We start from the raw sequence: 20612 nt of genomic DNA, 5'->3' as shown, positions 1-20612 counted from the left end.
CGATTTCCCCTAATGGCCGAGCGCGCGACAGGAGGCGCCGCAGCCATCTGGCGCTGCGCTGAATAGCGGGCCGCCAGCGTGCGCCTTGGCGACGATGGCCGCGCGTTTCGACTGGATCAAAAATGGTAGCCCAGGCCGATGGACACCTCTCGGATATGCGCGTTGAAATAAGCAAGGTCCGAGTTGAAGCGGCCATAGTTGCCGCTGAGAAAGGCGGACCAGGCCTTGGCGCCGAGCAGGTTTTTCCGGGTCAGGCCCAGGCTGAGCAAAGCGTCGCGGCTATCGGCTTTCTGGCCGGCGAAAACCGGATTACCGGCTTGATAGCGGGTGCGAAGCGCGACGAGGGAAACCGTGGCATCCCAGTCCGCGCCTTGGTAGGCGTAAGCCAATTGCATCCCGTAGCGTCGGGTGCTCATGGCCTTGCCATCCAGATCTGCGCGCGCGTATATCATGCCGGGGGTCAGCGTATGCGCGCCCTGGCTGTCCAATTTCCAGGCATAAGAGGCTTGGACGCCGTAGTTGTTGCCATTGCGCTGCAGCAGGGCTTGATCTGCCAGCGTCAAGCCTTGCGCCTGTCCGCTCCGCTCATTGCCCAGCTTTTGCCTGGCGTAGCTGAAGTTGGCGCTGAACGGCGTATTCAGGATGTTCGACCAGCCCAGCGCCAGACCCGCGTTTTTCAGCTTGCCGTCCTGGCGGGCGACATTCAAAGCATAAGGGTCCAGCCAGACTTCGCTCTCGCCATAAGTCAGCGCTGCCGATACCGCGCCGACTTGCGGCAGTTGCTGGCGCACGCCCAACTGCAGGCCGCCTCCCGCAGCGAAGGTGCTGGTATTGGAGGGCGAGATGAAGAGCCGGGTGCCTGTGCCGGCGAAGCCATAGCTCCATTCGCCTTCGACCAGGGGGGCAGTACCGGATTGCGAGGCCGGCGCTTGCGTCAAGCTGGCGGCGCTGGGGCGACCGTCGTTTGGCGCCTTGAGGAAATTGCTGGCCAGTTGATAGTGGCTGACGCCTAGCTGTAAGGCCCCGGAGAAACCGTCTTGTTCATTCTCTGCGGCGACTGCCAGCAAAGGTGCGCTCAGCAGTATCAATACGGCATGATGTTTCATCGGATATTCCTTTGGATGGAGTTAAAAGAGCGGGTCGCCGGGCGGGCAATTCATCCTGGCGTTGGATGGCCAAGCCGATTGTCTGTCTTGAGTGCGCGACCATATACTCGATGGCCAGCGCAAAGAGAGGGCATCCCGTTTGCATGGCGCAAGTATGCGTATGCCAACCTTTTGCTAAGCCAAAGATTGTCGCGGTGAAAACGAAAATGCATCTATTGATTGTTGAGGATGACTTGGACCTGGGGCGGGCTTTACAGGCCGCGTTGAAAGCCGAAGCGGTGACGACCGAGTGGGTGCGGAAGCTGGCGGATGCGGATGCCTTGTTCGAGCCGGACCGGTTCGATTGCGTATTGCTGGACTTGGGCCTGCCGGACGGCAGCGGCTTGGCATTGTTGCGCGCCTGGCGGGCCAGGCAGATCGCCGTGCCGGTGATCATGATCACGGCCAGCGCCGATTTGAACGATAAATTGGCGGGTTTGGACGATGGCGCCGATGATTATCTGTGCAAGCCGTTCGCGGTGTCGGAAATGGTGTCGAGAGTGCGGGCGGTATGCCGCCGCAGCGCCCGCCAGGCCAGCGAAGTCTGGAGCCTGGGCGCGCTGAGCCTCAAACCCCGCGTGCACTTGGCTTGGCTGGACGGCCTGGCGTTGGACTTGTCGCCTCGCGAATTCCGTTTGCTGGTGGAACTGGCGCGCGACCCTGGCCGCATCGTGTCGAAAACGGTGCTGGGGCAACGCCTGGAGCCGCTTGGCGATATTGTCGATGGCGCGACGATAGAGGTGCACTTGTCCAATCTGCGCCGCAAGATAGGCGCCGAACGCATCCGCACCGTGCGCGGCGTGGGCTATCAATATGTGGTTTAAGCGGCTGGCGGATGGTTTGGCGCCGTCGTTGACGAGGCGGGTCTTGCTGGCTTTGTTGCTGGCTTTCGCCTTGATATGGCTGGTGCTGGTCGGGCGGGAATACCATGAGTCGAGGTCATCGGAATCCCGCCGCCAAGTTTTGTGGAAAGTGGCCGATCTGCTTTCCGTGGTGCTGTCGCCCGGCGGAATGGAGCGCAATCGGCAAGCCTTGGAGACGGCGGATCGTTTGTTCAACGCATCGCGGCGCATCAACGTGGCTGCCAAGGTCGAGGTCGATTACCCGGGCGATTTATTGATTTCCGCGCGCACGCGGCAAGGCGAGCGGATCTACGCTTCGCCGGGCATCCCGGCCATCGCGCTGCCGGCGCGCGATTTGAATAAGGGCGTGGTGCAGCTGCAAGGAAAAGCGTATCGGGTGGCGGAGCGTCTCTATCCCGCTGGATATTTGACTGTGTTCGAACCGCTGATTCCAGACGAGGAAGTACTGCCTTTCATCACTAAGCAATATATCGCGCCCCTGGCCATCTCCTTTTCGTTGATCCTGCTGCCGCTGTGGCTCGCCATTTCGCGCGGCTTGCTGCCGCTGAGGCGCTTGGCCGATTATCTGAACCGTCGCGCCTCCGATGATTTTTCTCCTTTGTCCATGCGCTTGCCCTACCGTGAGTTGAAGCCGATTGTCGAGGCGCTGGATCAGTTGCTGAGGCGCAGCCGCGACAGCATCGCTCGCGAACGCGCCATCGTGCAGGATGCCGCCCATGAGATGCGCACGCCATTGGCCGTGATTTCCACGCAGGCGCATGCTTTGGCCCGCGAGGAGGATGCCGAAGCCAGGCAGCAAAACCTGGCCGCTTTGGAGCAGGCGGTGGCACGCCATTCCCATTTGGTGCAGCAGCTGTTGCGGCTGGCGGCGCTGGAAGGCGTGGAGAGCGAGCGCCGGCAACAGGTCGATCTGGTCGAGGTGACGCGCAATGCCTTGATCGGCTTGTCGCCGCGGGCGGAAGAAAAGGGCATGGAGCTGGAGCTGGACTCGCCAGATGGCTTGCTGGCCAGCCTGGCCTTGGTTTCCTTCCTCTCGATTGTGGACAATTTACTGTCCAATGCGGTGGCGTATGGCCGCGCCGGCGGTCGCGTCCAGGTGCGCCTTGCCGCCGCTGATGGATGGATAGAGTTGGCGGTGGCGGATGACGGGCCTGGCATCGCCGTCGACGACAAACCGCATCTGTTCGAGCGCTTTTACCGGGGCAAGACGGCATCTGCGCCAGGTTCCGGCCTGGGGCTCGCCATTGTTTGGCAGGCGGTGCGGGCGCAGGGTGGCCGCATCCGGATGACGGAGGGGCTGGAAGGCCGGGGCGTGGCGTTTCATGTCAGCCTGCCCTGGTTGTCGCCAAGTTAGATGCTTTGCCACGGTTGTGCGGGTGCCAGAGGGCCCTTTTTTTACGATTAAATTCTACAATTTGTCTAAAAAATAAAGTTAGACATGTCTTGTGACGAATTTGACACAGATTTTTCCTGTCAAATTTGACCTTGTGTCTCATGTTTGAGTAGTCTGGTTCAAAACATGCTGCAGGAGCACATTGATGCAAGTGGATATTGAACGACTGGTCGCGGACTTCGGCGGGCCGAGCCATCTGGCCGACGAACTGAACCGTCTGTTCCCCGACGAGCCGGTGAGCCGCGCAGCGATATACAAATGGAGGGAACGCGGCAGCCTGCCGCTGGTGCAGCTCAGCCGCCTGGCGCAGCTGGCCGCAGGACAGGGCAGGCGCTTTGATTTCAACGACTATCTGGTCGGCGAGCCGGCACAGGGAGCAGGGAGAACTATCGATATGGGCGACCGCCTCTATATTTTCGACACCACCTTGCGCGACGGCGAGCAATCGCCGGGCGCCTCGATGACCAAGGAAGAGAAAATCCGCATCGCGCGCCAGCTGGAGCGGCTGGGCGTGGACATCATCGAGGCCGGCTTTGCCGCCGCCAGCCCCGGCGACTTCGACGCCATCCGTTCGATTGCCGAAACGATCAAGGAATCCACCGTCTGTAGCCTGGCCCGCGCCAACGAGCGCGACGTGCGGGCCGCCGGCGAGGCGATCAAGCCGGCGGTCCGCGGCCGCATCCACACTTTCATCGCCACCAGCCCGATCCACATGGAGAAGAAGCTGCGGATGAGCCCGGACGAGGTGGTGGAGGCGGCGGTGAAGGCGGTGAAGATCGCCCGCGAATACACCGACGACGTCGAGTTCTCCGCCGAGGACGCGCTGCGTTCCGACATCGATTTCCTCGCCCGCATCTTCGGCGCGGTGATCGAGGCCGGCGCCACCACCTTGAATGTGCCCGACACCGTGGGCTACGCGGTGCCGCGTCTGACCGAGGCCTTCTTCCGCGAGTTGATCGCCCGCACGCCCGGCGGCGACAAGGTGGTGTGGTCCGCCCACTGCCACAACGATCTGGGCATGGCGGTGGCCAACAGCCTGGCGGCGGTGCTGGGCGGCGCGCGCCAGGTGGAGTGCACCATCAACGGCTTGGGCGAACGCGCCGGCAACGCCAGCCTGGAAGAGATCGTGATGGCGGTGAAGACCCGTCGCGACGTGTTCGGCGTCGACAGCATGGTCGACGCCACCCAGATCGTGCCGGCGTCCAAGCTGGTGTCCACCGTCACCGGCTACCCGGTGCAGCCCAACAAGGCCATCGTCGGCGCCAACGCCTTCGCCCACGAATCCGGCATCCATCAGGACGGCGTGCTCAAGCACCGCGAAACCTACGAAATCATGTCGGCCGAGTCTGTGGGGTGGAGCGCCAACCGGCTGACGCTGGGCAAGTTGTCCGGCCGCAACGCGTTCAAGACCAAATTGGCCGAACTGGGCATCGTGCTGGACAGCGAGGAGGCGCTCAACGCCGCCTTCGCCCGCTTCAAGGAGCTGGCCGACAAGAAGCGCGAGATCTTCGACGAAGACCTGCACGCGCTGGTGTCTGATGAGATGGTAGCCGACCACGAGGCCTATAAGCTGGTGTCGTTGCAAGTGGCCACCGAAACCGGCGAGCCGCCGCTGGCGCGCATCGTGTTCGCCGAGCGCGGCCATGAGGTGAGGGCCGAATCCAGCGGTTCCGGCCCGGTGGACGCGGCGTTCAAGGCGATAGAGAGCGTGGCGAACAGCGGCGCCGAGCTGCAGTTGTACTCGGTCAACGCCATCACCAAGGGCACTGAGTCCCAAGGCGAAGTCACCGTGCGCTTGGAGCTGGACGGCCGCATCGTCAATGGCCAGGGCGCCGACACCGACATCATCGTCGCCAGCGCCAAGGCCTATTTGTCGGCGCTGAACAAGCTCAGCAGCGAGGTGAAGGTGCACGCCCAGGCCATCGTCTGATTTTTCGATTTCCCGGCGCGGCGGCGCGGTCCGGGGGAGGCGGCAAGGTTTTCCATCCCGTTCTTGTCGTTGCGCCCACCGGCCCGCCCGCCTAACCGAAAGGCTTTCACTCCATCCCGCGTGAAATCCGCAGGCCCATCCGGCCAAACCATTGCGCCCACGCTCACAAGGCAGACGGCACAACGCCGACCCACGAGGTCGGCGTTGCCACGTCGCGGCGCTGCGGCTTCAGGTTGCCAACACGGGCTGGGCCGTCTGCAGCAGCTTGCGGTAGCCGGCCATCTTCACCCAATGCATCAGCCACAACACGAGGGCGGGGATGAAAGCAATCAGATTGGCGTAAGGCACGAAACACAACGCCAGCAGGATCACCAGCGCCAGGCTGATGCCGGCGGCGCCGTCGCCCGCTAGCCCGCGTTGCGCCAGCTCCCGCTTCAGCGCGCGGGACAGCAGGATGATGTAGACCATGTACCAGATCGCGCCGACGAAGGGAATCAGCGCCAGCCAGATCAGGCCGCCGGCCAGCGGCCGGTTGATCTCGCTCACCGAGTCCATAGTCTGGTGCAGGGTCAGGTAATAGAAGATGCCGACTGCCAGCGCCAGCGCGCCGATCACCACCAGCACCATGATGCCCATGCCGCCCAGCGCGGCGGCGGCTTCGCTTTCACTCATGGTTTGCTCCTCCTCGGGGTTGGGAGCTTGATTCTGGCATGGCGGTTGCGTTGTTTCTTGTGGCCAACCCCAGCATTTATGCCACTTCACAGCCGTTATTTCACCATTCTCCACGATGCGCCGCGGATGCCGGCGCTCGTGACAGCATGCGCGCTCTGGTGTAGAACTGCGGCTGTTTGGCCATTTTCACTCCGGCATGTCGATGCCGGCGTTTTTGCACAGGAAGCCACCGCCATGAAGCAGGGATTTTTCATTACCGGCACCGACACCGAGATCGGCAAGACTCACGCCGCGGTCGCCTTGATCCATCACCACCGCCAGCAAGGCCGCGGGGTGCTGGCGATGAAGCCGGTGGCGTCCGGCTGCGAAATCCTGGCCGACGGCAGCTGGCTCAACGACGATGTGGCCCGGCTCGCCGCCGCCAGCGGTCAGACCGATCTGGAGCTGATGAACCCCTACCGCTTCCTGCCACCTGTGTCGCCGCACATCGCGGCGCGCCAGGCCGGGGTGGAGATCGACCTGAAAGTGATCCAAGAACATTGCGACCGCTTGCAGGCACAGGCCGACGTTCTGCTGGTGGAGGGAGCGGGAGGCTGGCTGGCGCCGCTGTCGGACAGTCTGTTCATGGCCGATCTGGCGCAGGCGCTGGCCTTGCCGGTGATCCTGGTGGTGGGCATGCGGCTGGGTTGCATCAATCACGCGCTGCTCACGGCGCGGGCGGTGCTTGACAGCGGCTTGCCGCTGGCCGGCTGGGTGGCCAACTGCGCGCAGCCGCCGCAGGCGGCCTATGCGGAGAATCTGGCTACGCTGCAACGCCACATCCCGGCGCCGCTGCTGCTGGAGATTCCCCACCAGCCTTGAGTCTGTGCGGTGCCGGGAACATCCGCGCCGTTTGCCTGACAGATGCTGGGGGGCATCCGTTGCCCCGCATCCGATCATCCAGTCAGGGAAAGATATGAAAAAACTGTCATGCGCGGCGGCCGGTTTGCTGGCCGCCGTTTGCGTCGCCGGGCCGGTGCAGGCCAAAACCATCTGTACGGCGCTGGCCGACGCCGATACCGGCGACATCCTGCTGCGGCAGGGCAATTGCAGCGAGCGCGTCACGCCGGCCTCCACTTTCAAGATTCCGCTGGCGGTGATGGGCTACGATTCGGGCTTCCTCAAGGACGCGCACGCGCCGGCGCTGCCGTTCCGCCAGGGCTATGTGGACTGGGGCGGCGACAACTGGCGCCAGAGCACCGATCCGACGCGCTGGCTGAAATATTCGGTGGTGTGGTATTCGCAGCAGATCGCCCATCAGCTCGGCGCTGACACGCTGAGCCGCTATGCCCGGGCCTTCGGCTACGGCAACGCCGATTTCGCCGGCGACCCTGGCAAGAATAACGGTTTGGAGCGGGCCTGGATCGGCTCCTCGCTGAAGGTTTCGCCGCTTGAGCAGTTGGCCTTCCTGGGCAAGTTGCTGAAGGACCGGCTGCCGGCATCGCCGCAGGCGCAGCAAATGACGCGCCGCATTGTCGAACAGACCGCCTTGCCCGGCGGCTGGACGGTGCACGGCAAGACTGGCATGGCCTACCCGCTGCTGCGCGACGGCGCGCAGGACCAAGAGCATCCCTATGGCTGGTTCGTCGGCTGGGCGGAGCGGGGCGAGCGCCGGCTGGTGTTCGCCCGTTTGATCCAGGACGACAGGAAAGAGCCCGGCACCGCCGGCGTGCGCTCGCGCGAGGCCTTTCTGAAGGAGCTGCCGGCGCTGGCGGCCGGTTTGCCGCGCTGAACGCTCAATGCTCCATCAGGGCGTTGGCCAGCGCCATGAACGGTACTTGTTCGTGAGGATGCAGCTTGTCGATGCGCAGGGCGATCTGGCGCGCCAGGTTGCGCAGCCGCCAGCGGGTTTCGCCGATGACGCACCAGAGCTCGCGCTGCAGCTCGTCGTCTTTCTGGTCGTGCGGCAGCTCCCCGGCTCCGGTACTGGAAATGGCACGCTGTATGGTGTTGAAGCGCTGCATGCTGCCATCCAGCAGCTTGCGCGCCGGCGGGGACTGGCCGATGTCCAGTTCCGCCATCGCCCAGAAGCGCTGGGTCAGCCGGCCTATCTGCTGCAACAGTCGCTGCACTTGCTTGGACAGGTCGGGTACGTTCACCGGCGGCGGCGGCAGGTGCTTGCTGCTGAGCCGGTTGATCCGGCATAGCGTGGACACGATGTCGTAATCGAATTCGCCCGGCAGGATTTTCAGCGCGATGTCTATCCGCTGCGGGAAGAACGGCTGGCGGCCGAGCAACTGGCAGATGGTGTCGGCCAGCATCAGGACCTGGCCGCCCGGGTTCAGCTTGTCGCCCTGCGCGCTCAGCGGGTAGCCGCTGCCGTCCAGCCGTTCGTGGTGCTGCAGCACCGCCAGCGCCACCGGCCGCGGCTGTTCCAGCTCGCCCAGCGCCAGCAGCAGCTGGCAGCCCAGTACCGGGTGGTTGACGACGTGGCGCCACTCCTCCGGTTGCAAGGTGTGCTCGGCGGCCAAGTAGGCCGGGTCGATGTAAAGCTCGCCTATGTCGTGCAGCAGCGCGGCCAGCGCGACCTGCTGCTGCTCCTGCGGCGACAGGTTGAGATGGCGTGCCAGTCCAAGCGGCCAGCGCGACCTGCTGCTGCTCCTGCGGCGACAGGTTGAGATGGCGTGCCAGTCCAATGGACAGCAGGCAGACGCGCAGCGCGTGGTCCAGTTCGCCGCGTTGGTGCATGATGGCCAGCCAGATGGCGATGGCGCCCTTCAGCGGCAGCAGCTTCAGAATGGCGATGCTGAGGCCGCACTCGTCGGCTTGGCCGAGCAGCGCCTGCAGGAAGCGCGACTCCTGCAGCAGCAGCCGGCTGCGCTGCGGCAGCAGCAGGCGCGGTTCGAACGCGTCTATCCGCAGCAGCTTTTCCAACGGCTGCTTCAGCCGGCGCTGTGCCAGCATTGTTTTCCAGCTGGCATCAGGCATGTCGCCGGCAGGCAGCAGTACGCGTCCTTCCTGATCCAGCGCGTCCTCGATCAGAACCGGCCGATAATCGTCCCGCAGCGCCAGCAAGTGGTCGAGCCAGTGGGGGTTGACCGTGGTGAAGTCGTGGTCGCTCATCGGTGGCGGGCATTCGAAAAAGGGCGGGGCGTTTTTCAGTTAAGGCGATCTGGCCGCGCATGCAAGCCGCTGGTCCGCACTTATCCTGATGTCTCGCTCTGCTACGCCGCATCATGACACCTTCTTGTTTTTCCCCGCCGAACTCCTACGATGAAAGCATGCCGGCTCCAGCCGGCGGCTGTGCATGCATTTCATTGTGTCGGTCATTTGACCACTAGGGGGCGACATGGCTTGTTTGCGCATTCTGTGCTGTTTGCTGCTGGCGGTGGGAAGCGCGTCGGCGGCGGAGTTCAACCTGCAGACGCCGGTTACCCCGCTGGCGCGCACCGAATATCATCTCCACACCCTGCTGTTGATCATCACCGGCGTCATCTTCGTCGTGGTGTTCCTGGTGATGCTGTACGCCATCGTCCGCCACCGCAAGTCGGCCGGCCACGAGGCCAAGCAGTTTCATGAAAACACCACGGTGGAGATCATCTGGACCGTGGTGCCGCTGCTGATCCTGATCCTGATCGCCCTGCCCGCCACCCGCGCGGTGCTGGCGCAGAAGGGCACCCGCAGCGAGGACATGACCATCAAGGTCACCGGCTACCAGTGGAAGTGGCGCTACGACTATCTGGACGACAATTTCGGCTTCGTCAGCCACTTGTCCACGCCGCGGGAGGCGATCGAGGGCAAGATCGCCAAGCCGGCGAATTATCTGCTGGAGGTGGACGAGCCGCTGGTGGTGCCCACCAACCGCAAGATCCGCCTGCTGCTGACCGCCAACGACGTCATCCACTCCTGGTGGGTGCCGCAGCTGGGCGTCAAGCAGGACGCCGTTCCCGGTTTCCTGCGCGACAGCTGGATGCTGATCGAGCAACCGGGCACCTACCGCGGCCAGTGCTCCGAGCTGTGCGGCAAAGACCACGGCTTCATGCCCATCGTGGTGGTGGCCAAGTCGCCGGACGACTACGCCAAGTGGCGCGACGCCAAGATCAAGCAAATGGCCGCCAGCGCCGACGATCCCAACAAGGTGTGGCAGCTGGCCGACCTGAAGGCCCGCGGCGAAAAGATCTACACCCAGAACTGCATACCCTGCCACCAGGCCAACGGCAAGGGCATACCCGGCACCTTCCCGGCGCTGGACGGCTCGCCTATCGCCACCGGCGACAAGGCGGCGCATATCGAGATCGTGCTATTCGGCGGCAAGAAGAATCCGGCGATGGCGGCCTGGGGCAAACAGTTGTCCGATACCGACATCGCGGCGGTGGTCACCTACGAGCGCAACAGCTGGGGCAACCATACCGGCCAGGCGGTGCAGCCCAAGGAAATCAAGGCTGCGCGCGGCAAGGCGGCATAAGGAGACGTCATGGCAATTGCAGAAACCACCCACGCCGGCGGCGCCCACCACGGCAAGCCACACGGCATCATGCGCTGGCTGATGGCCACCAACCACAAGGACATCGGCACGATGTACCTATGGTTCTCCTTCACCATGTTCCTGTCCGGCGGCGTGCTGGCCTTGTGCATTCGCGCCGAGCTGTTCAGCCCCGGCCTGCGCTTCTTCCAGCCGGAGCTGTTCAACCAGTTGACCACGCTGCATGGCCTGATCATGGTGTTCGGCGCCATCATGCCGGCCTTCACCGGCATGGCCAACTGGATGCTGCCGTTGATGATAGGCGCGCCAGACATGGCATTCGCGCGGATGAACAACTGGAGCTTCTGGCTGCTGCCGCCGGCGGCCTTGCTGCTGCTGCTGTCGTTCGCGGTGCCGGGCGGCGCGGCGGCCGCCGGCTGGACGCTGTACGCTCCGCTGTCCACCCAGATGGGGGTGGGCATGGACATGACCATCTTCGCCATCCACATCCTGGGGATCAGCTCCATCATGGGCTCGATCAACATCATCGTCACCATTCTCAATCTGCGGGCGCCGGGGATGACGATGATGAAGATGCCGATGTTCGCCTGGGCGTCGCTGATCACCGCCTACCTGATCATCGCGGTGATGCCGGTGCTGGCCGGCGCGGTGACCATGGTGCTGGCCGACCGCCATTTCGGCAGCCACTTCTTCAATGCCGCCGGCGGCGGCGATCCCATCCTGTACCAGCACGTGTTCTGGTTCTTCGGCCACCCCGAAGTCTACATCATGGCGTTGCCGGCTTTCGGCATCGTCAGCCAGGTGATTCCCACCTTCGCCAGGAAACCGCTGTTTGGCTACACCTCGATGGTCTACGCCACCAGTTCCATCGGCGTGCTGTCCTTCATGGTGTGGGCGCACCACATGTTCGCCACCGGCATGCCGGCCACCGCCCAGCTGTTCTTCATGTACGCGACGATGCTGATCGCGGTGCCCACCGGGGTAAAAGTATTCAACTGGATCGCCACCATGTGGGAAGGCAGCATGACCTTCGAGACGCCGATGCTGTTCTCCATCGGCTTCATCCTGCTGTTCACCATCGGCGGCCTGTCCGGCATCACCCTGAGCGTGGCGGCGGTGGACATCCAGCTGCACGCCAGCTACTACGTGGTGGCGCATTTCCATTACGTGCTGGTGGCCGGGGCCTTGTTCAGCCTGTTCTCCGCCATCTACTACTGGTTTCCCAAGATGAGCGGACGGATGTACAACGAGAAGCTGGGGAAATTCCATTTCTGGTGGTCGATGATCTGGTTCAACGTCACCTTCTTCCCGATGCACTTCCTGGGACTGGCCGGCATGCCGCGCCGGATCCCCGACTACGCGCTGCAGTTCACCGAGTTCAACCAGATAGCCAGCGTCGGCGCCTTCATGTTCGGCTTGGGGCAGCTGATTTTCCTCTACAACATCCTGCATTCGCTGCGGCATGGGGCCATCGCTCCGCAACGGCCATGGGAGGGGGCGAACACGCTGGAGTGGGAGCTGCCGACCCCGGCGCCCTACCACAGCTTCGAGCAGGCGCCGAAGCTGGAGGTGGGAGAGAACGGTGTGATCCTGTCCTGCCGGCAGGACGGCGGCTCGCACCCACATTGAGGATTGCGCGATGGACATGGCCAGGATGCAGCAACGCAATCTACGCCTGATGGGGCGGCTGATGGTGATTGCCGCGCTGATGTTCGGCGTCGCCTGGGGCATGATCCCCTTGTACCGGATCGTTTGCGAACAGACCGGCCTGAACGACGTGGTGAAGGCGGATGAACTGGCCAAGGATGATCTGGTGGCCGGCGGCGGCGAAGTAAGCATGACTTTCGACTCCACCGTGCAGGCTGGGCTGCCATGGCAGGTGAAGCCGCTGACCACCCACCTTAAGGTCAGGCCCGGCACCTTCGTCCAAGTGCAATACCAGATCACAAATGCCAGTTCGCGCGCGGTGGTGGGGCAGGCGCTGCCGCGCTATCTGCCCGGCGAGGCGGCCCAGTACGTGAAGAAGCTGGAATGCTTCTGCTTCACCCAGCAGCGCTTCCTGCCCGGTCAGACCCGCACCTTCCCGGTGGTATTCGTGATAGACAAGGCGCTGCCGGCCTCGATCACCAGCATCACGCTGGCTTATACGGTGTTCGACGTGCCCGGCCAGGGAGGAGGGGCGTCATGAGCTGGGGACAGGGGGTCAGGGCGGTGCTGGGGGCCTTCATCGGGGTGCGCAAGGGTTCCGCGGCCCGAGTGGATCAGATATTGAAGCCGTGGCAGTTGATCGCAACCGCCTTTCTGCTGATGGCGGGTTTGATCGCGCTGCTGTTGTTGGTGGTGACCTGGGTGACCAGCTAGGAGAGAGGCATGGCAACTGAGCAAATGGAGTCTGTCGCCGATCAGGACCGGTACTTTGTGCCGCCGCCGTCGCGCTGGCCCGCGGTGGGCGCGGTGGCGCTGTTCTGCATCGGTCTGGGGGCGGCGTTCGCGGTCAACGGCATGCTGCTGGGCAAGCTGTCGCTGGGGCTGGGCTTCCTGATCCTGGTGTTCATGCTGGTGGGCTGGTTCGGAGACGTGATCCGCGAAAGCCGGCTCGGGGTGTATCTGGGGCGCGAGGACATGTCCTTCCGCTGGGGGATGGGCTGGTTCATCTTTTCCGAAGTGATGTTCTTCGGCGCCTTCTTCGGCGTGCTGTTCTGGGTGCGCACGGTGTCGGTGCCGTTGTTGGGCTCGCTGGACTACAAGATGCTCTACCCGGATTTCGAGGCATCCTGGCCGTTGTCGACCGGCCCCGGCATCAGCCAAGCCTACCAGGCGATGGAGGCCTGGGGGCTACCGGCGCTCAACACGCTGATCCTGCTCAGCTCCGGCGCCACCGTCACCTGGGCGCATTGGGGCTTGCTGCAGGGCAAGCGCGGACAACTGAAGCTGGGTTTGCTGTTGACGGTTCTGCTGGGATTCACTTTCCTGACCTTGCAGATGCACGAATACGGCCACGCCTTCTCGGTGCTGCACCTGACTTTGGGCTCGGGAGCCTACGGCATGACCTTCTACATGCTGACCGGCTTCCATGGCCTGCATGTCCTGCTGGGCTCAATCATCCTGCTGGTGGTGTGGCTGCGCAGCTTGAATGGGCATTTCGACGCCAGCCAGCATTTCGCTTTCGAGGCGGCAAGCTGGTACTGGCATTTCGTCGATGTGGTATGGCTGCTGTTGTTCATTTTCGTCTACTGGCTATGAACCGCATGGAGCCTTCAAACCTGGTGCGGGCGCCACCAACCGAACAGCGCGCCCAGCAGCAGTAGCAGAAACAGGCCGATAGAGAGGCCGACCCGCAGGGTCAGCGACCTGACCAGACGTTGAGAACCATGCTCCGCCTTGAGCAGTCCGGTCAACCCCCAGAACAGCGCCAGGACGATACAGGCCAGCAAGAACAGGATGACGAGTTTCATGACCGTATCCTCCACACATTCCGATTCGGAAAAAAAGCAGGCCAGACCAGGGTGGCAGCGGCTGCTATGGCTGTTTCTGCTGCTGATCACGCTGTTGCCTTATGCCTTGGCAGTATGGCAGTGGCAACGGGGTCAAGACAAGGAGCTGCTGCTGCGCTCGCTGACCAGCGCGATGAGCACGGCGCCGGTGGGTCTGGTGTACCGCGAGGTGGAGCCGCCGCCGGAGTTCACCCGGGTGAGGCTGATCCAGGGCGAGCCGGCCGGGCCGCTGCTGGAGTTGCGCAACAGCTATCTGGGCGGCCAGAGCGGCCGCCGCATCCTGCAGCCCTGGCGCCAGGGGCCGGACCGGTCTCTGATCCTGCTGGATCTGGGCTGGCTGGTGGATGGCGCCAGGGTGCCGGACTTCAAGCCCGAGCAGATCCAGCCGCAAGGCTACCGGATGCCGACCCCCCATCACTTTGTCCTGTCCGGCGCGGTCAAGGGCGTGGCGGGGCCGGTGGACGAAGTGGACGAGGCCGCGCTGCGCCGCCGTTATCCCGGGCGCTGGTTCCAGGGCGTGGTGGTGCTGGAAAACTCGCCCGATCCGCTGCTGCACTGGCCTGTGGTCCCGGAATTCATGCCGGACCGGCACTATGCCTATGCCATCCAGTGGCTGCTGCTGGGCTTTTGCCTGACCGCCCTGAGCTGGCTGATGTGGAGGCGCAGACATGAAATCCATTAGGCGCGGGCAAAAGGTGTTGATCGCGATGGGCCTGCTGTGCCTGGCGCCGGTGCTGGCGGCGTGGCTGGCCTATGCGCTGCTGCCGCCGGGAGGCGGGCGCAGCTACGGCCAGCTCTTGCCGACCCACCCCTTTGCCGCGGCCGGCCGGCCGGAGTGGCCGCGTGGCAAGTGGGTGCTGGCTTCGGTGCTGGGGGCGGATTGTCACAACCGCTGCCAGCAGCGCTGGTATGCGATGCGGCAGATCGAGCGGGCCCAGGGCGAGGCGGCGGTTCGGCTGACCCGGGTGGCGCTGCTGGTGTCGGCGCGGCCGGCGGCGGTGGATGTGCCGCATCAGCTGCCCCATGTCGCCGACCATGCGCTGCCGGCGGGCAACCAGGGCTTCTATCTGGTGGACCCCTTGGGCAATCAGGTGATGTTCTACCAGGACGGCGCCGATCCGCGGCGCATCATCGACGAAGTGGCGAAGGTGTTGAAGGTGAACAACGGTTTGGGCTGAGCCGGCGGCTGACCGGCGGACGCGTTGTGCTATGTGGGGGCGCTTGTCATGCGGAAGCTGGTTTGGCTGGCCTTGCTGCTGGCCGCTATCGTGGTGCCGTTGGGCGCCTATGTCCGATTGTCCCATGCCGGCCTCGGCTGTCCCGATTGGCCCGGCTGCTATGGCCAGTTGTCGCCGTCGCATGCGGCCGGCCCGATCCAGCAGGCCCAGGCATTGGCGCCGGACGGCCCGGTCAGCCCCGGCAAGGCCTGGCGCGAGATGTTGCACCGTTATCTGGCAGGCAGCCTGGGGCTGCTGATCGCCCTGATCGCCTGGCGGGCATGGCGGGAGCGGCGGCAGCGCCTGCCGGCCAGCCTGCTGCTGCTGGCGCTGCTGATGCAAGGCCTGCTGGGCATGCTGACCGTCACCCTATTGTTGAAACCGGCGATCGTGACATCCCATCTGCTGGGCGGCATGTGCGTATTGCAAATTCTGGCCTGGATGGCGCTGGCTCCCGGACTGGCCGCGGTTTCCGCGCCGCCGCTGCTGCACCGGCTGTCCGGCCTGCTGGTGTCGGCACTGGTGCTGCAACTGGCGCTGGGCGGCTGGGTGTCCAGCAATTACGCGGCGCTGGCCTGCCAGGGCTTTCCCGGCTGCAATGGCGACGCCTGGCCGGCCCTGCGTTTCGATCACGCTTTCCATCTGCTGCGCGAGCTTGGCGAGGCGCCGGACGGCAGCCTGCTGGATTTCGCCAGCCTGGTGACCATACATTGGCTGCACCGCTTGGGCGCGCTGGCGGTATCCTTGCTGCTGCTGTCGGTGCTGGCGCAGGGCTGGCGATTGCCGGCACTGAGGCGGCACCTGGCGTGTCTGGGCGCAGCCTGGTTACTGCAACTGGGGCTGGGCATCGCCAATGTGCTGTGGCAGCTGCCTTTGCCGCTGGCGGTGGCGCACAATGCCGGCGCGGCGCTGTTGGTGATGGCCGCGCTGTTGTTGCTGTCGCGCTTGCGGACCTGGGCGCCGGTCGCGCGGCGCGCGTCTGCCGCCGTCGCGGGAATGATCAGACCGGGAGAGGGCCGATGAGCGAACTGAGTTTGCCGCAGTGGCGGCAGCATGCGCAGGCCTTGTGGCAGTTGTCCAAGCCGCGGGTGGTGGCGTTGATCGTGTTCTGCGCGGTGATCGGCATGTTTTTGGCCAGTCCCGGGCAGCCGGATGCCGCCGTGGTGGTGCCGGCCACGCTGGGCATCGGGTTGGTGGCGGGGGCCGCGGCGATGATCAATTGCCTGGTGGAGCGCGGCATCGATGCCCGCATGCGCCGCACCGCGCGGCGCGCCACCGCCACCGGCGAAGTGGGCGGCCTGGAGACGCTGCTGGTGGCGCTGGCCTTGGGCGGCATGGGCCTGTTTCTGCTGTTCGTCGGCTGCAACGCGTTGACGGCCTGGCTGACGCTGGCCACTTTCGTCGGCTACGCCATCGTCTACACCTTGCTGCTCAAGCCCAATACCCCGCAGAACATCGTGATCGGCGGCGCCAGCGGCGCCATGCCGCCGGTGCTGGGCTGGGCGGCGGTCAGCGGCGAGATCAGCGCCTTCGCGCTGGTGTTGTTCCTGATCATCTACGCCTGGACGCCGCCGCACTTCTGGGCGCTGGCGCTTTACCGCCGCGACGACTACGCCCGCGCCGGACTGCCGATGCTGCCGGTCACCCATGGCCAGCGCTTCACCACGCTGTCCATCGTGCTGTACACCCTGCTGCTGACGGCGATCACGCTGCTGCCAGTGGCTTTGGGTGAGGCGGGCTGGATTTACATGGCGGTGGTATTGCTGCTGGACGGCAGGATGCTGTTCCTTGCTGTCAGCCTGCATCGCCAGTATGCTGACGCTCTGGCGCGCCGCACGTTTGGCTGGTCGATCTGGTATCTGACCTGCCTGTTTGCGGCCTTACTGATTGATCACTACTGTCTGATACCCCTCACCTGATGTCCAAAATCCTGCAGATGCTGTTTGGCCTGCTGATGGCTTTCGCGCTGTCGGCCTGTGCGCCGCCTACCGTCAACTTCAAGGGCACGGCGCTCGACGACGATTCCATGGGCGGCAATTTCACGCTGACCGACTTCAACGGCCAGCCGCGCAGCCTGGAGTCCTTCCGCGGCAAGGTGGTGGCGCTGTTTTTCGGCTATACCAATTGTCCCGACGTATGCCCGACCACCATGCTGGAGTACGCAGCGGTGATGAAGCAACTGGGCGCGGATGCGGACAAGGTGCAGGTGTTGTTCGTCAGCGTCGATCCCGAGCGCGATACGCCCAGAGTGCTGGCCGGCTATGTGCCGCATTTCGACAAGCGTTTCATCGGCCTGACCGGCACGGTCGAACAGATCGAAAAAGTGAAGAAACAATACAAGGTGGTGGCGCAGAAGGTGCCGACGCCCGGCGGAGGCTACAGCGTGGACCATAGCGCAGGGTCTTATCTGCTGGACCGGGATGGCAAGCTCAGGGTGTTCCAGTCTTATGGCACACCGGCGGCCAACCTTGCTTATGATATCAAGCAGTTGATACGCTAAACTTGGCGTATCACTCTCATTCGCAGACATGAAGGTCGGAACATCGTGAGCAACGAAATCTCCCCTGGCAGTCCGACAAACCCGCATCAACCGCTGGATCTGGCCAGGTTCACCCTGGCCGCGCCGGCGGAAATCGCCCAGCACCTGGCGAATATCGCCAAGCATGGCCATATGGTGACGGTTTTTGCCAACAAGGGGAAAAACTTCATCCTGACGCGCCTGCTCAGTGTCGACTATCAGGCCGGGCAGTTCACGTTCGACTGGGGCGCGGAGGAGGAAACCAATGCCCAGGTGCTGAACAGCGAGCGCAATGTGTTCGTCTGTTCGCCGGAAGGGGTGAAGACCCAGTTCGTTACCGGACAGGTGAGCAAGGTGATGCTGGAGGGCCGCCCAGCCTTCCTCTGCGAACTGCCGGAGCAGGTGATCAAGCTGCAGCGGCGCGAGTTCTTCCGCATCCAGACGCCGCTTGGCACGCCGATCTTCTGCCATGTCGCCGATTTCAACCAGCGCGAGATAGATCTGGCGTTGTTCGACATCAGCCTGGGCGGCATGAGCCTGTGGCTGCCGGCGGTGGACTCCCCCGGCTTCGACATCGGCCAGCAGTACCGCCAGTGCACGATAGACCTGAAACCGTTCGGCATGCTCAAGCTGGGCATAGAGGTGCGCCACCGTCTGACCGCGCACATGCGCAACGGCAACGAGGCGATGCGAATAGGCTGCTCCTATCTCAACCTCACCCCGGCGATGGAAACGCTGATCCAGCGTTATGTCGGCTTCCTGGAGCGCGAGCGCCGCGCTCTGGTCGGCTGACCCGCAAGACCCACCATAACTTTTTCGTAGTAGAAACATCATGAAGCTGACCATTGCCCTGTCCAAGGGCCGCATCTTTGAAGAAACGCTGCCCTTGCTGGCGGCTGCCGGCATCGTGCCGGCGGAAAATCCGGAATCCTCGCGCAAGCTGATCATCGGCACCAATCATCCCGAGGTGCAGCTGGTGATCGTGCGCGCGTCCGACGTGCCCACCTATGTGCAATACGGCGCGGCCGATCTGGGGATCGCCGGCCGCGACGTGCTGATCGAGCACGGCGGCGCCGGTCTGTATCAGCCGCTGGACCTCAACATCGCCAAGTGCAAGATGATGGTGGCGGTGCAGGAAGGCTTCGACTACGACGCGGCGGTGCGCCACGGCGCGCGGCTGAAGATCGCCACCAAGTATCCGCAGATCGCGCGCGAGCACTTCGCCAAGAAGGGCGTGCACGTCGACATCATCAAGCTGTACGGCTCGATGGAGCTGGCGCCGCTGGTCGGCCTGGCCGACGCCATCGTCGACCTGGTGTCCACCGGCGGCACCTTGCGCGCCAACAAGCTGGCCGCGGTGGAGCACATCATCGACATCAGCTCGCGGCTGGTGGTGAACCAGGCGGCGTTGAAGCTGAAATACGACGCGATCCAGCCGGTGCTGGACGCCTTCGCCGGCGCTGTGCCGGCCTGATCATCCGCCTGAATCGCAGGCGACACCGGTCAACCGAAACCACGCGGCCGGCGTTGGCCCTTGTTCAGGCTCCAAGCATCAGAGAATCATCATGTTGAAACTGTCTTCCTCCCAGCCCGATTTCGCCGAGCGCCTCAAGGCGTTGCTGGCGTTCGAAACCGCACAGGATCCGGCGGTGGACGCCGCGGTGGCGGCGATCTGCGCCGATGTGCAGCGGCGCGGCGACGCGGCGCTGGTCGAGTACACCAACCGTTTCGACCGCATGCAGGCTGCCGGCATGGCCGACCTGACGCTCAGCCGCGCCGAATTGGAAGCCGCGTTCAAGCGGCTGCCGGACGCGGTGCGCAACGCGCTGACCGCCGCCGCCGAGCGGGTGCGCCGCTACCATGAAAAGCAGCTGGCGCACTCCTGGAGCTATGAGGACGAGGACGGCACGCTATTGGGCCAGCAGGTGACGCCGCTGGACCGCGTCGGCATCTACGTGCCGGGCGGCAAGGCGGCCTATCCCAGCTCGGTGCTGATGAACGCGCTGCCGGCCAAGGTGGCCGGCGTCGCTGAAATCATCATGGTGGTGCCGACTCCGGGCGGTGAGCGCAACGATCTGGTGCTGGCCGCGGCTTATATCGCCGGAGTGGACAAGGTGTTCACCTGCGGCGGCGCCCAGGCGGTGGCCGCGCTGGCCTATGGCACCGAAACCATTCCGCAGGTGGACAAGATCACCGGCCCGGGCAACGCCTACGTCGCCGCCGCCAAGCGTCGCGTGTTCGGCGTGGTGGGCATCGACATGGTGGCCGGCCCGTCGGAAATCCTGGTGATCTGCGACGGCGACACGCCGCCGGACTGGGTGGCGATGGACCTGTTCAGCCAGGCCGAGCACGACGAGATCGCCCAGGCCATCCTGCTGTGCCCGTCGGCCGACTACATCGCCAGGGTGGAAGAGAGCATAGCCCGCCTGCTGCCGCAGATGCCGCGCCGCGCCATCATCGAAGCCAGCCTCGGCAACCGCGGCGCGCTGATCGCGGTGAAGGACCTGGCCGAGGCCTGCGAAATCTCCAATTACATCGCGCCGGAACACCTGGAGCTGTCGGTGGCGGATCCGGACGCGCTGCTGGGGCAATTGCGCCACGCCGGCGCCATCTTCATGGGCCGCTTCACCTCGGAGAGCCTGGGCGACTATTGCGCCGGGCCCAACCACGTGCTGCCCACCAGCCGCACCGCGCGCTTCGCCAGCCCGCTGGGCGTGTACGACTTCCAGAAGCGCAGCAGCCTGATCCGCGTGTCGCAGGCCGGCGCGCAGAAGCTGGGCCGCATCGCCAGCATCTTGGCGCACGGCGAGGGCCTGACCGCCCACGCCCGCGCCGCCGAACTGCGGCTGGACGATTGAAGCGCAACGGTTTCGTCCGCGCCGGACACGGCGCGGACGGCTAGAGCGACGGGCCGGTAG

Annotated in this window: 23 protein-coding genes; 19 read left to right on the top strand and 4 right to left on the bottom strand. The window is 64.4% G+C overall.

From position 1 onward, the window contains the following. Nucleotides 1–116: 116 nt before the first annotated feature. Nucleotides 117–1106 carry a DUF2860 domain-containing protein gene (locus tag BI344_RS02650; protein WP_071111403.1) on the bottom strand — a complete coding sequence of 330 codons (990 nt, stop codon included), beginning with the start codon at nt 1104–1106 and terminating at the stop codon, nt 117–119. Nucleotides 1107–1312: 206 nt separating this feature from the next. On the opposite strand from BI344_RS02650, the gene BI344_RS02645 reads away from it, so the two are divergent. From BI344_RS02645 to BI344_RS02635, 3 genes are all read left to right on the top strand, one after another. After that, on the top strand, nt 1313–1969 hold the full coding sequence (locus BI344_RS02645; protein ID WP_071111402.1) for a response regulator: 657 nt from the start codon (nt 1313–1315) through the stop codon (nt 1967–1969). A 43-nt stretch (nt 1970–2012) separates the two neighbouring features. Continuing rightward, complete coding sequence (locus BI344_RS02640) at nt 2013–3362, top strand: HAMP domain-containing sensor histidine kinase (protein WP_158021023.1); 1350 nt, start codon at nt 2013–2015, stop codon at nt 3360–3362. Between the two features lie 184 nt (nt 3363–3546). Beyond that, nucleotides 3547–5331, top strand: coding sequence for a 2-isopropylmalate synthase (locus tag BI344_RS02635; RefSeq protein WP_071111400.1), 1785 nt, complete (start codon nt 3547–3549; stop codon nt 5329–5331). Nucleotides 5332–5559: 228 nt separating this feature from the next. Here BI344_RS02635 and BI344_RS02630 read toward each other — a convergent pair whose 3' ends face one another. Next, nucleotides 5560–6003: a hypothetical protein gene (locus BI344_RS02630; protein ID WP_071111399.1), complete on the bottom strand. Its 444-nt coding sequence runs from the start codon at nt 6001–6003 to the stop codon at nt 5560–5562. 234 nt (nt 6004–6237) lie between these two features. On the opposite strand from BI344_RS02630, the gene bioD reads away from it, so the two are divergent. Continuing rightward, nucleotides 6238–6864, top strand: a complete 627-nt coding sequence (gene bioD, locus BI344_RS02625) for a dethiobiotin synthase (RefSeq protein ID WP_071111398.1) — start codon at nt 6238–6240, stop codon at nt 6862–6864. A gap of 94 nt (nt 6865–6958) precedes the next feature. Beyond that, nucleotides 6959–7774, top strand: a complete 816-nt coding sequence (gene blaOXA, locus BI344_RS02620; protein ID WP_071111397.1) for a class D beta-lactamase — start codon at nt 6959–6961, stop codon at nt 7772–7774. Nucleotides 7775–7778: 4 nt separating this feature from the next. Here the strand turns inward: blaOXA and BI344_RS02615 are convergent, their stop codons facing one another. Further along, the gene (locus BI344_RS02615; protein WP_071111396.1) at nt 7779–8678 is read right to left on the bottom strand and encodes an HD-GYP domain-containing protein; all 900 of its coding nucleotides are present in this window, start codon (nt 8676–8678) and stop codon (nt 7779–7781) included. 25 nt (nt 8679–8703) lie between these two features. Here BI344_RS02615 and BI344_RS02610 point away from each other — a divergent pair, with 25 nt between their 5' ends. The 6 genes from BI344_RS02610 to BI344_RS02590 all read left to right on the top strand — a co-directional run bounded on the left by BI344_RS02610 (nt 8704) and on the right by BI344_RS02590 (nt 13708). After that, nucleotides 8704–9222 (top strand): hypothetical protein, encoded by a 519-nt coding sequence (locus tag BI344_RS02610; RefSeq protein ID WP_071111395.1) that lies wholly within the window; start codon nt 8704–8706, stop codon nt 9220–9222. A 109-nt stretch (nt 9223–9331) separates the two neighbouring features. Next, the gene (gene coxB, locus BI344_RS02605; RefSeq protein ID WP_071111394.1) at nt 9332–10447 is read left to right on the top strand and encodes a cytochrome c oxidase subunit II; all 1116 of its coding nucleotides are present in this window, start codon (nt 9332–9334) and stop codon (nt 10445–10447) included. Between the two features lie 9 nt (nt 10448–10456). Then, nucleotides 10457–12094 (top strand): cytochrome c oxidase subunit I, encoded by a 1638-nt coding sequence (gene ctaD, locus BI344_RS02600; RefSeq protein WP_071111393.1) that lies wholly within the window; start codon nt 10457–10459, stop codon nt 12092–12094. 10 nt (nt 12095–12104) lie between these two features. Then, nucleotides 12105–12653, top strand: a complete 549-nt coding sequence (locus BI344_RS02595; RefSeq protein WP_083338643.1) for a cytochrome c oxidase assembly protein — start codon at nt 12105–12107, stop codon at nt 12651–12653. Beyond that, a complete protein-coding gene (locus BI344_RS22670; protein WP_083338644.1) occupies nt 12650–12826 on the top strand; it encodes a DUF2970 domain-containing protein in 177 nt (58 codons plus the stop codon). Before BI344_RS02595 ends, BI344_RS22670 begins: the two co-directional genes overlap by 4 nt. Nucleotides 12827–12835: 9 nt before the next feature. Continuing rightward, nucleotides 12836–13708 (top strand): cytochrome c oxidase subunit 3, encoded by an 873-nt coding sequence (locus tag BI344_RS02590; protein WP_338152203.1) that lies wholly within the window; start codon nt 12836–12838, stop codon nt 13706–13708. Between the two features lie 14 nt (nt 13709–13722). On the opposite strand, the gene BI344_RS02585 is transcribed toward BI344_RS02590, so the two are convergent. After that, complete coding sequence (locus BI344_RS02585; protein ID WP_071111391.1) at nt 13723–13920, bottom strand: DUF2909 family protein; 198 nt, start codon at nt 13918–13920, stop codon at nt 13723–13725. Here BI344_RS02585 and BI344_RS02580 point away from each other — a divergent pair. From BI344_RS02580 to hisD, 8 genes are all read left to right on the top strand, one after another. After that, a complete protein-coding gene (locus BI344_RS02580) occupies nt 13919–14641 on the top strand; it encodes an SURF1 family protein (RefSeq protein WP_158021022.1) in 723 nt (240 codons plus the stop codon). The two genes, BI344_RS02585 and BI344_RS02580, sit on opposite strands and share 2 nt — an antisense overlap. Continuing rightward, the gene (locus BI344_RS02575; protein ID WP_071111390.1) at nt 14628–15137 is read left to right on the top strand and encodes a hypothetical protein; all 510 of its coding nucleotides are present in this window, start codon (nt 14628–14630) and stop codon (nt 15135–15137) included. Before BI344_RS02580 ends, BI344_RS02575 begins: the two co-directional genes overlap by 14 nt. 48 nt (nt 15138–15185) lie before the next feature. Next, nucleotides 15186–16199, top strand: a complete 1014-nt coding sequence (locus BI344_RS02570; protein WP_071111389.1) for a COX15/CtaA family protein — start codon at nt 15186–15188, stop codon at nt 16197–16199. Continuing rightward, the gene (locus BI344_RS02565) at nt 16196–17095 is read left to right on the top strand and encodes a heme o synthase (protein WP_071111388.1); all 900 of its coding nucleotides are present in this window, start codon (nt 16196–16198) and stop codon (nt 17093–17095) included. Before BI344_RS02570 ends, BI344_RS02565 begins: the two co-directional genes overlap by 4 nt. Beyond that, on the top strand, nt 17095–17676 hold the full coding sequence (locus tag BI344_RS02560) for an SCO family protein (RefSeq protein ID WP_071111387.1): 582 nt from the start codon (nt 17095–17097) through the stop codon (nt 17674–17676). Before BI344_RS02565 ends, BI344_RS02560 begins: the two co-directional genes overlap by 1 nt. Nucleotides 17677–17721: 45 nt before the next feature. Then, nucleotides 17722–18486: a flagellar brake protein gene (locus BI344_RS02555; protein WP_239690807.1), complete on the top strand. Its 765-nt coding sequence runs from the start codon at nt 17722–17724 to the stop codon at nt 18484–18486. Nucleotides 18487–18526: 40 nt separating this feature from the next. Continuing rightward, nucleotides 18527–19168: an ATP phosphoribosyltransferase gene (gene hisG / locus BI344_RS02550; RefSeq protein WP_071111385.1), complete on the top strand. Its 642-nt coding sequence runs from the start codon at nt 18527–18529 to the stop codon at nt 19166–19168. A 91-nt stretch (nt 19169–19259) separates the two neighbouring features. Continuing rightward, nucleotides 19260–20552, top strand: coding sequence for a histidinol dehydrogenase (gene hisD / locus BI344_RS02545; RefSeq protein ID WP_071111384.1), 1293 nt, complete (start codon nt 19260–19262; stop codon nt 20550–20552). Nucleotides 20553–20612 lie beyond the last annotated feature (60 nt).

Source organism: Chromobacterium sphagni (assembly GCF_001855555.1).
Taxonomy (GTDB): domain Bacteria; phylum Pseudomonadota; class Gammaproteobacteria; order Burkholderiales; family Chromobacteriaceae; genus Chromobacterium; species Chromobacterium sphagni.
Note: the sequence above shows the minus strand (reverse complement) of the source record. Positions and strands in the feature narration are given on the sequence as shown.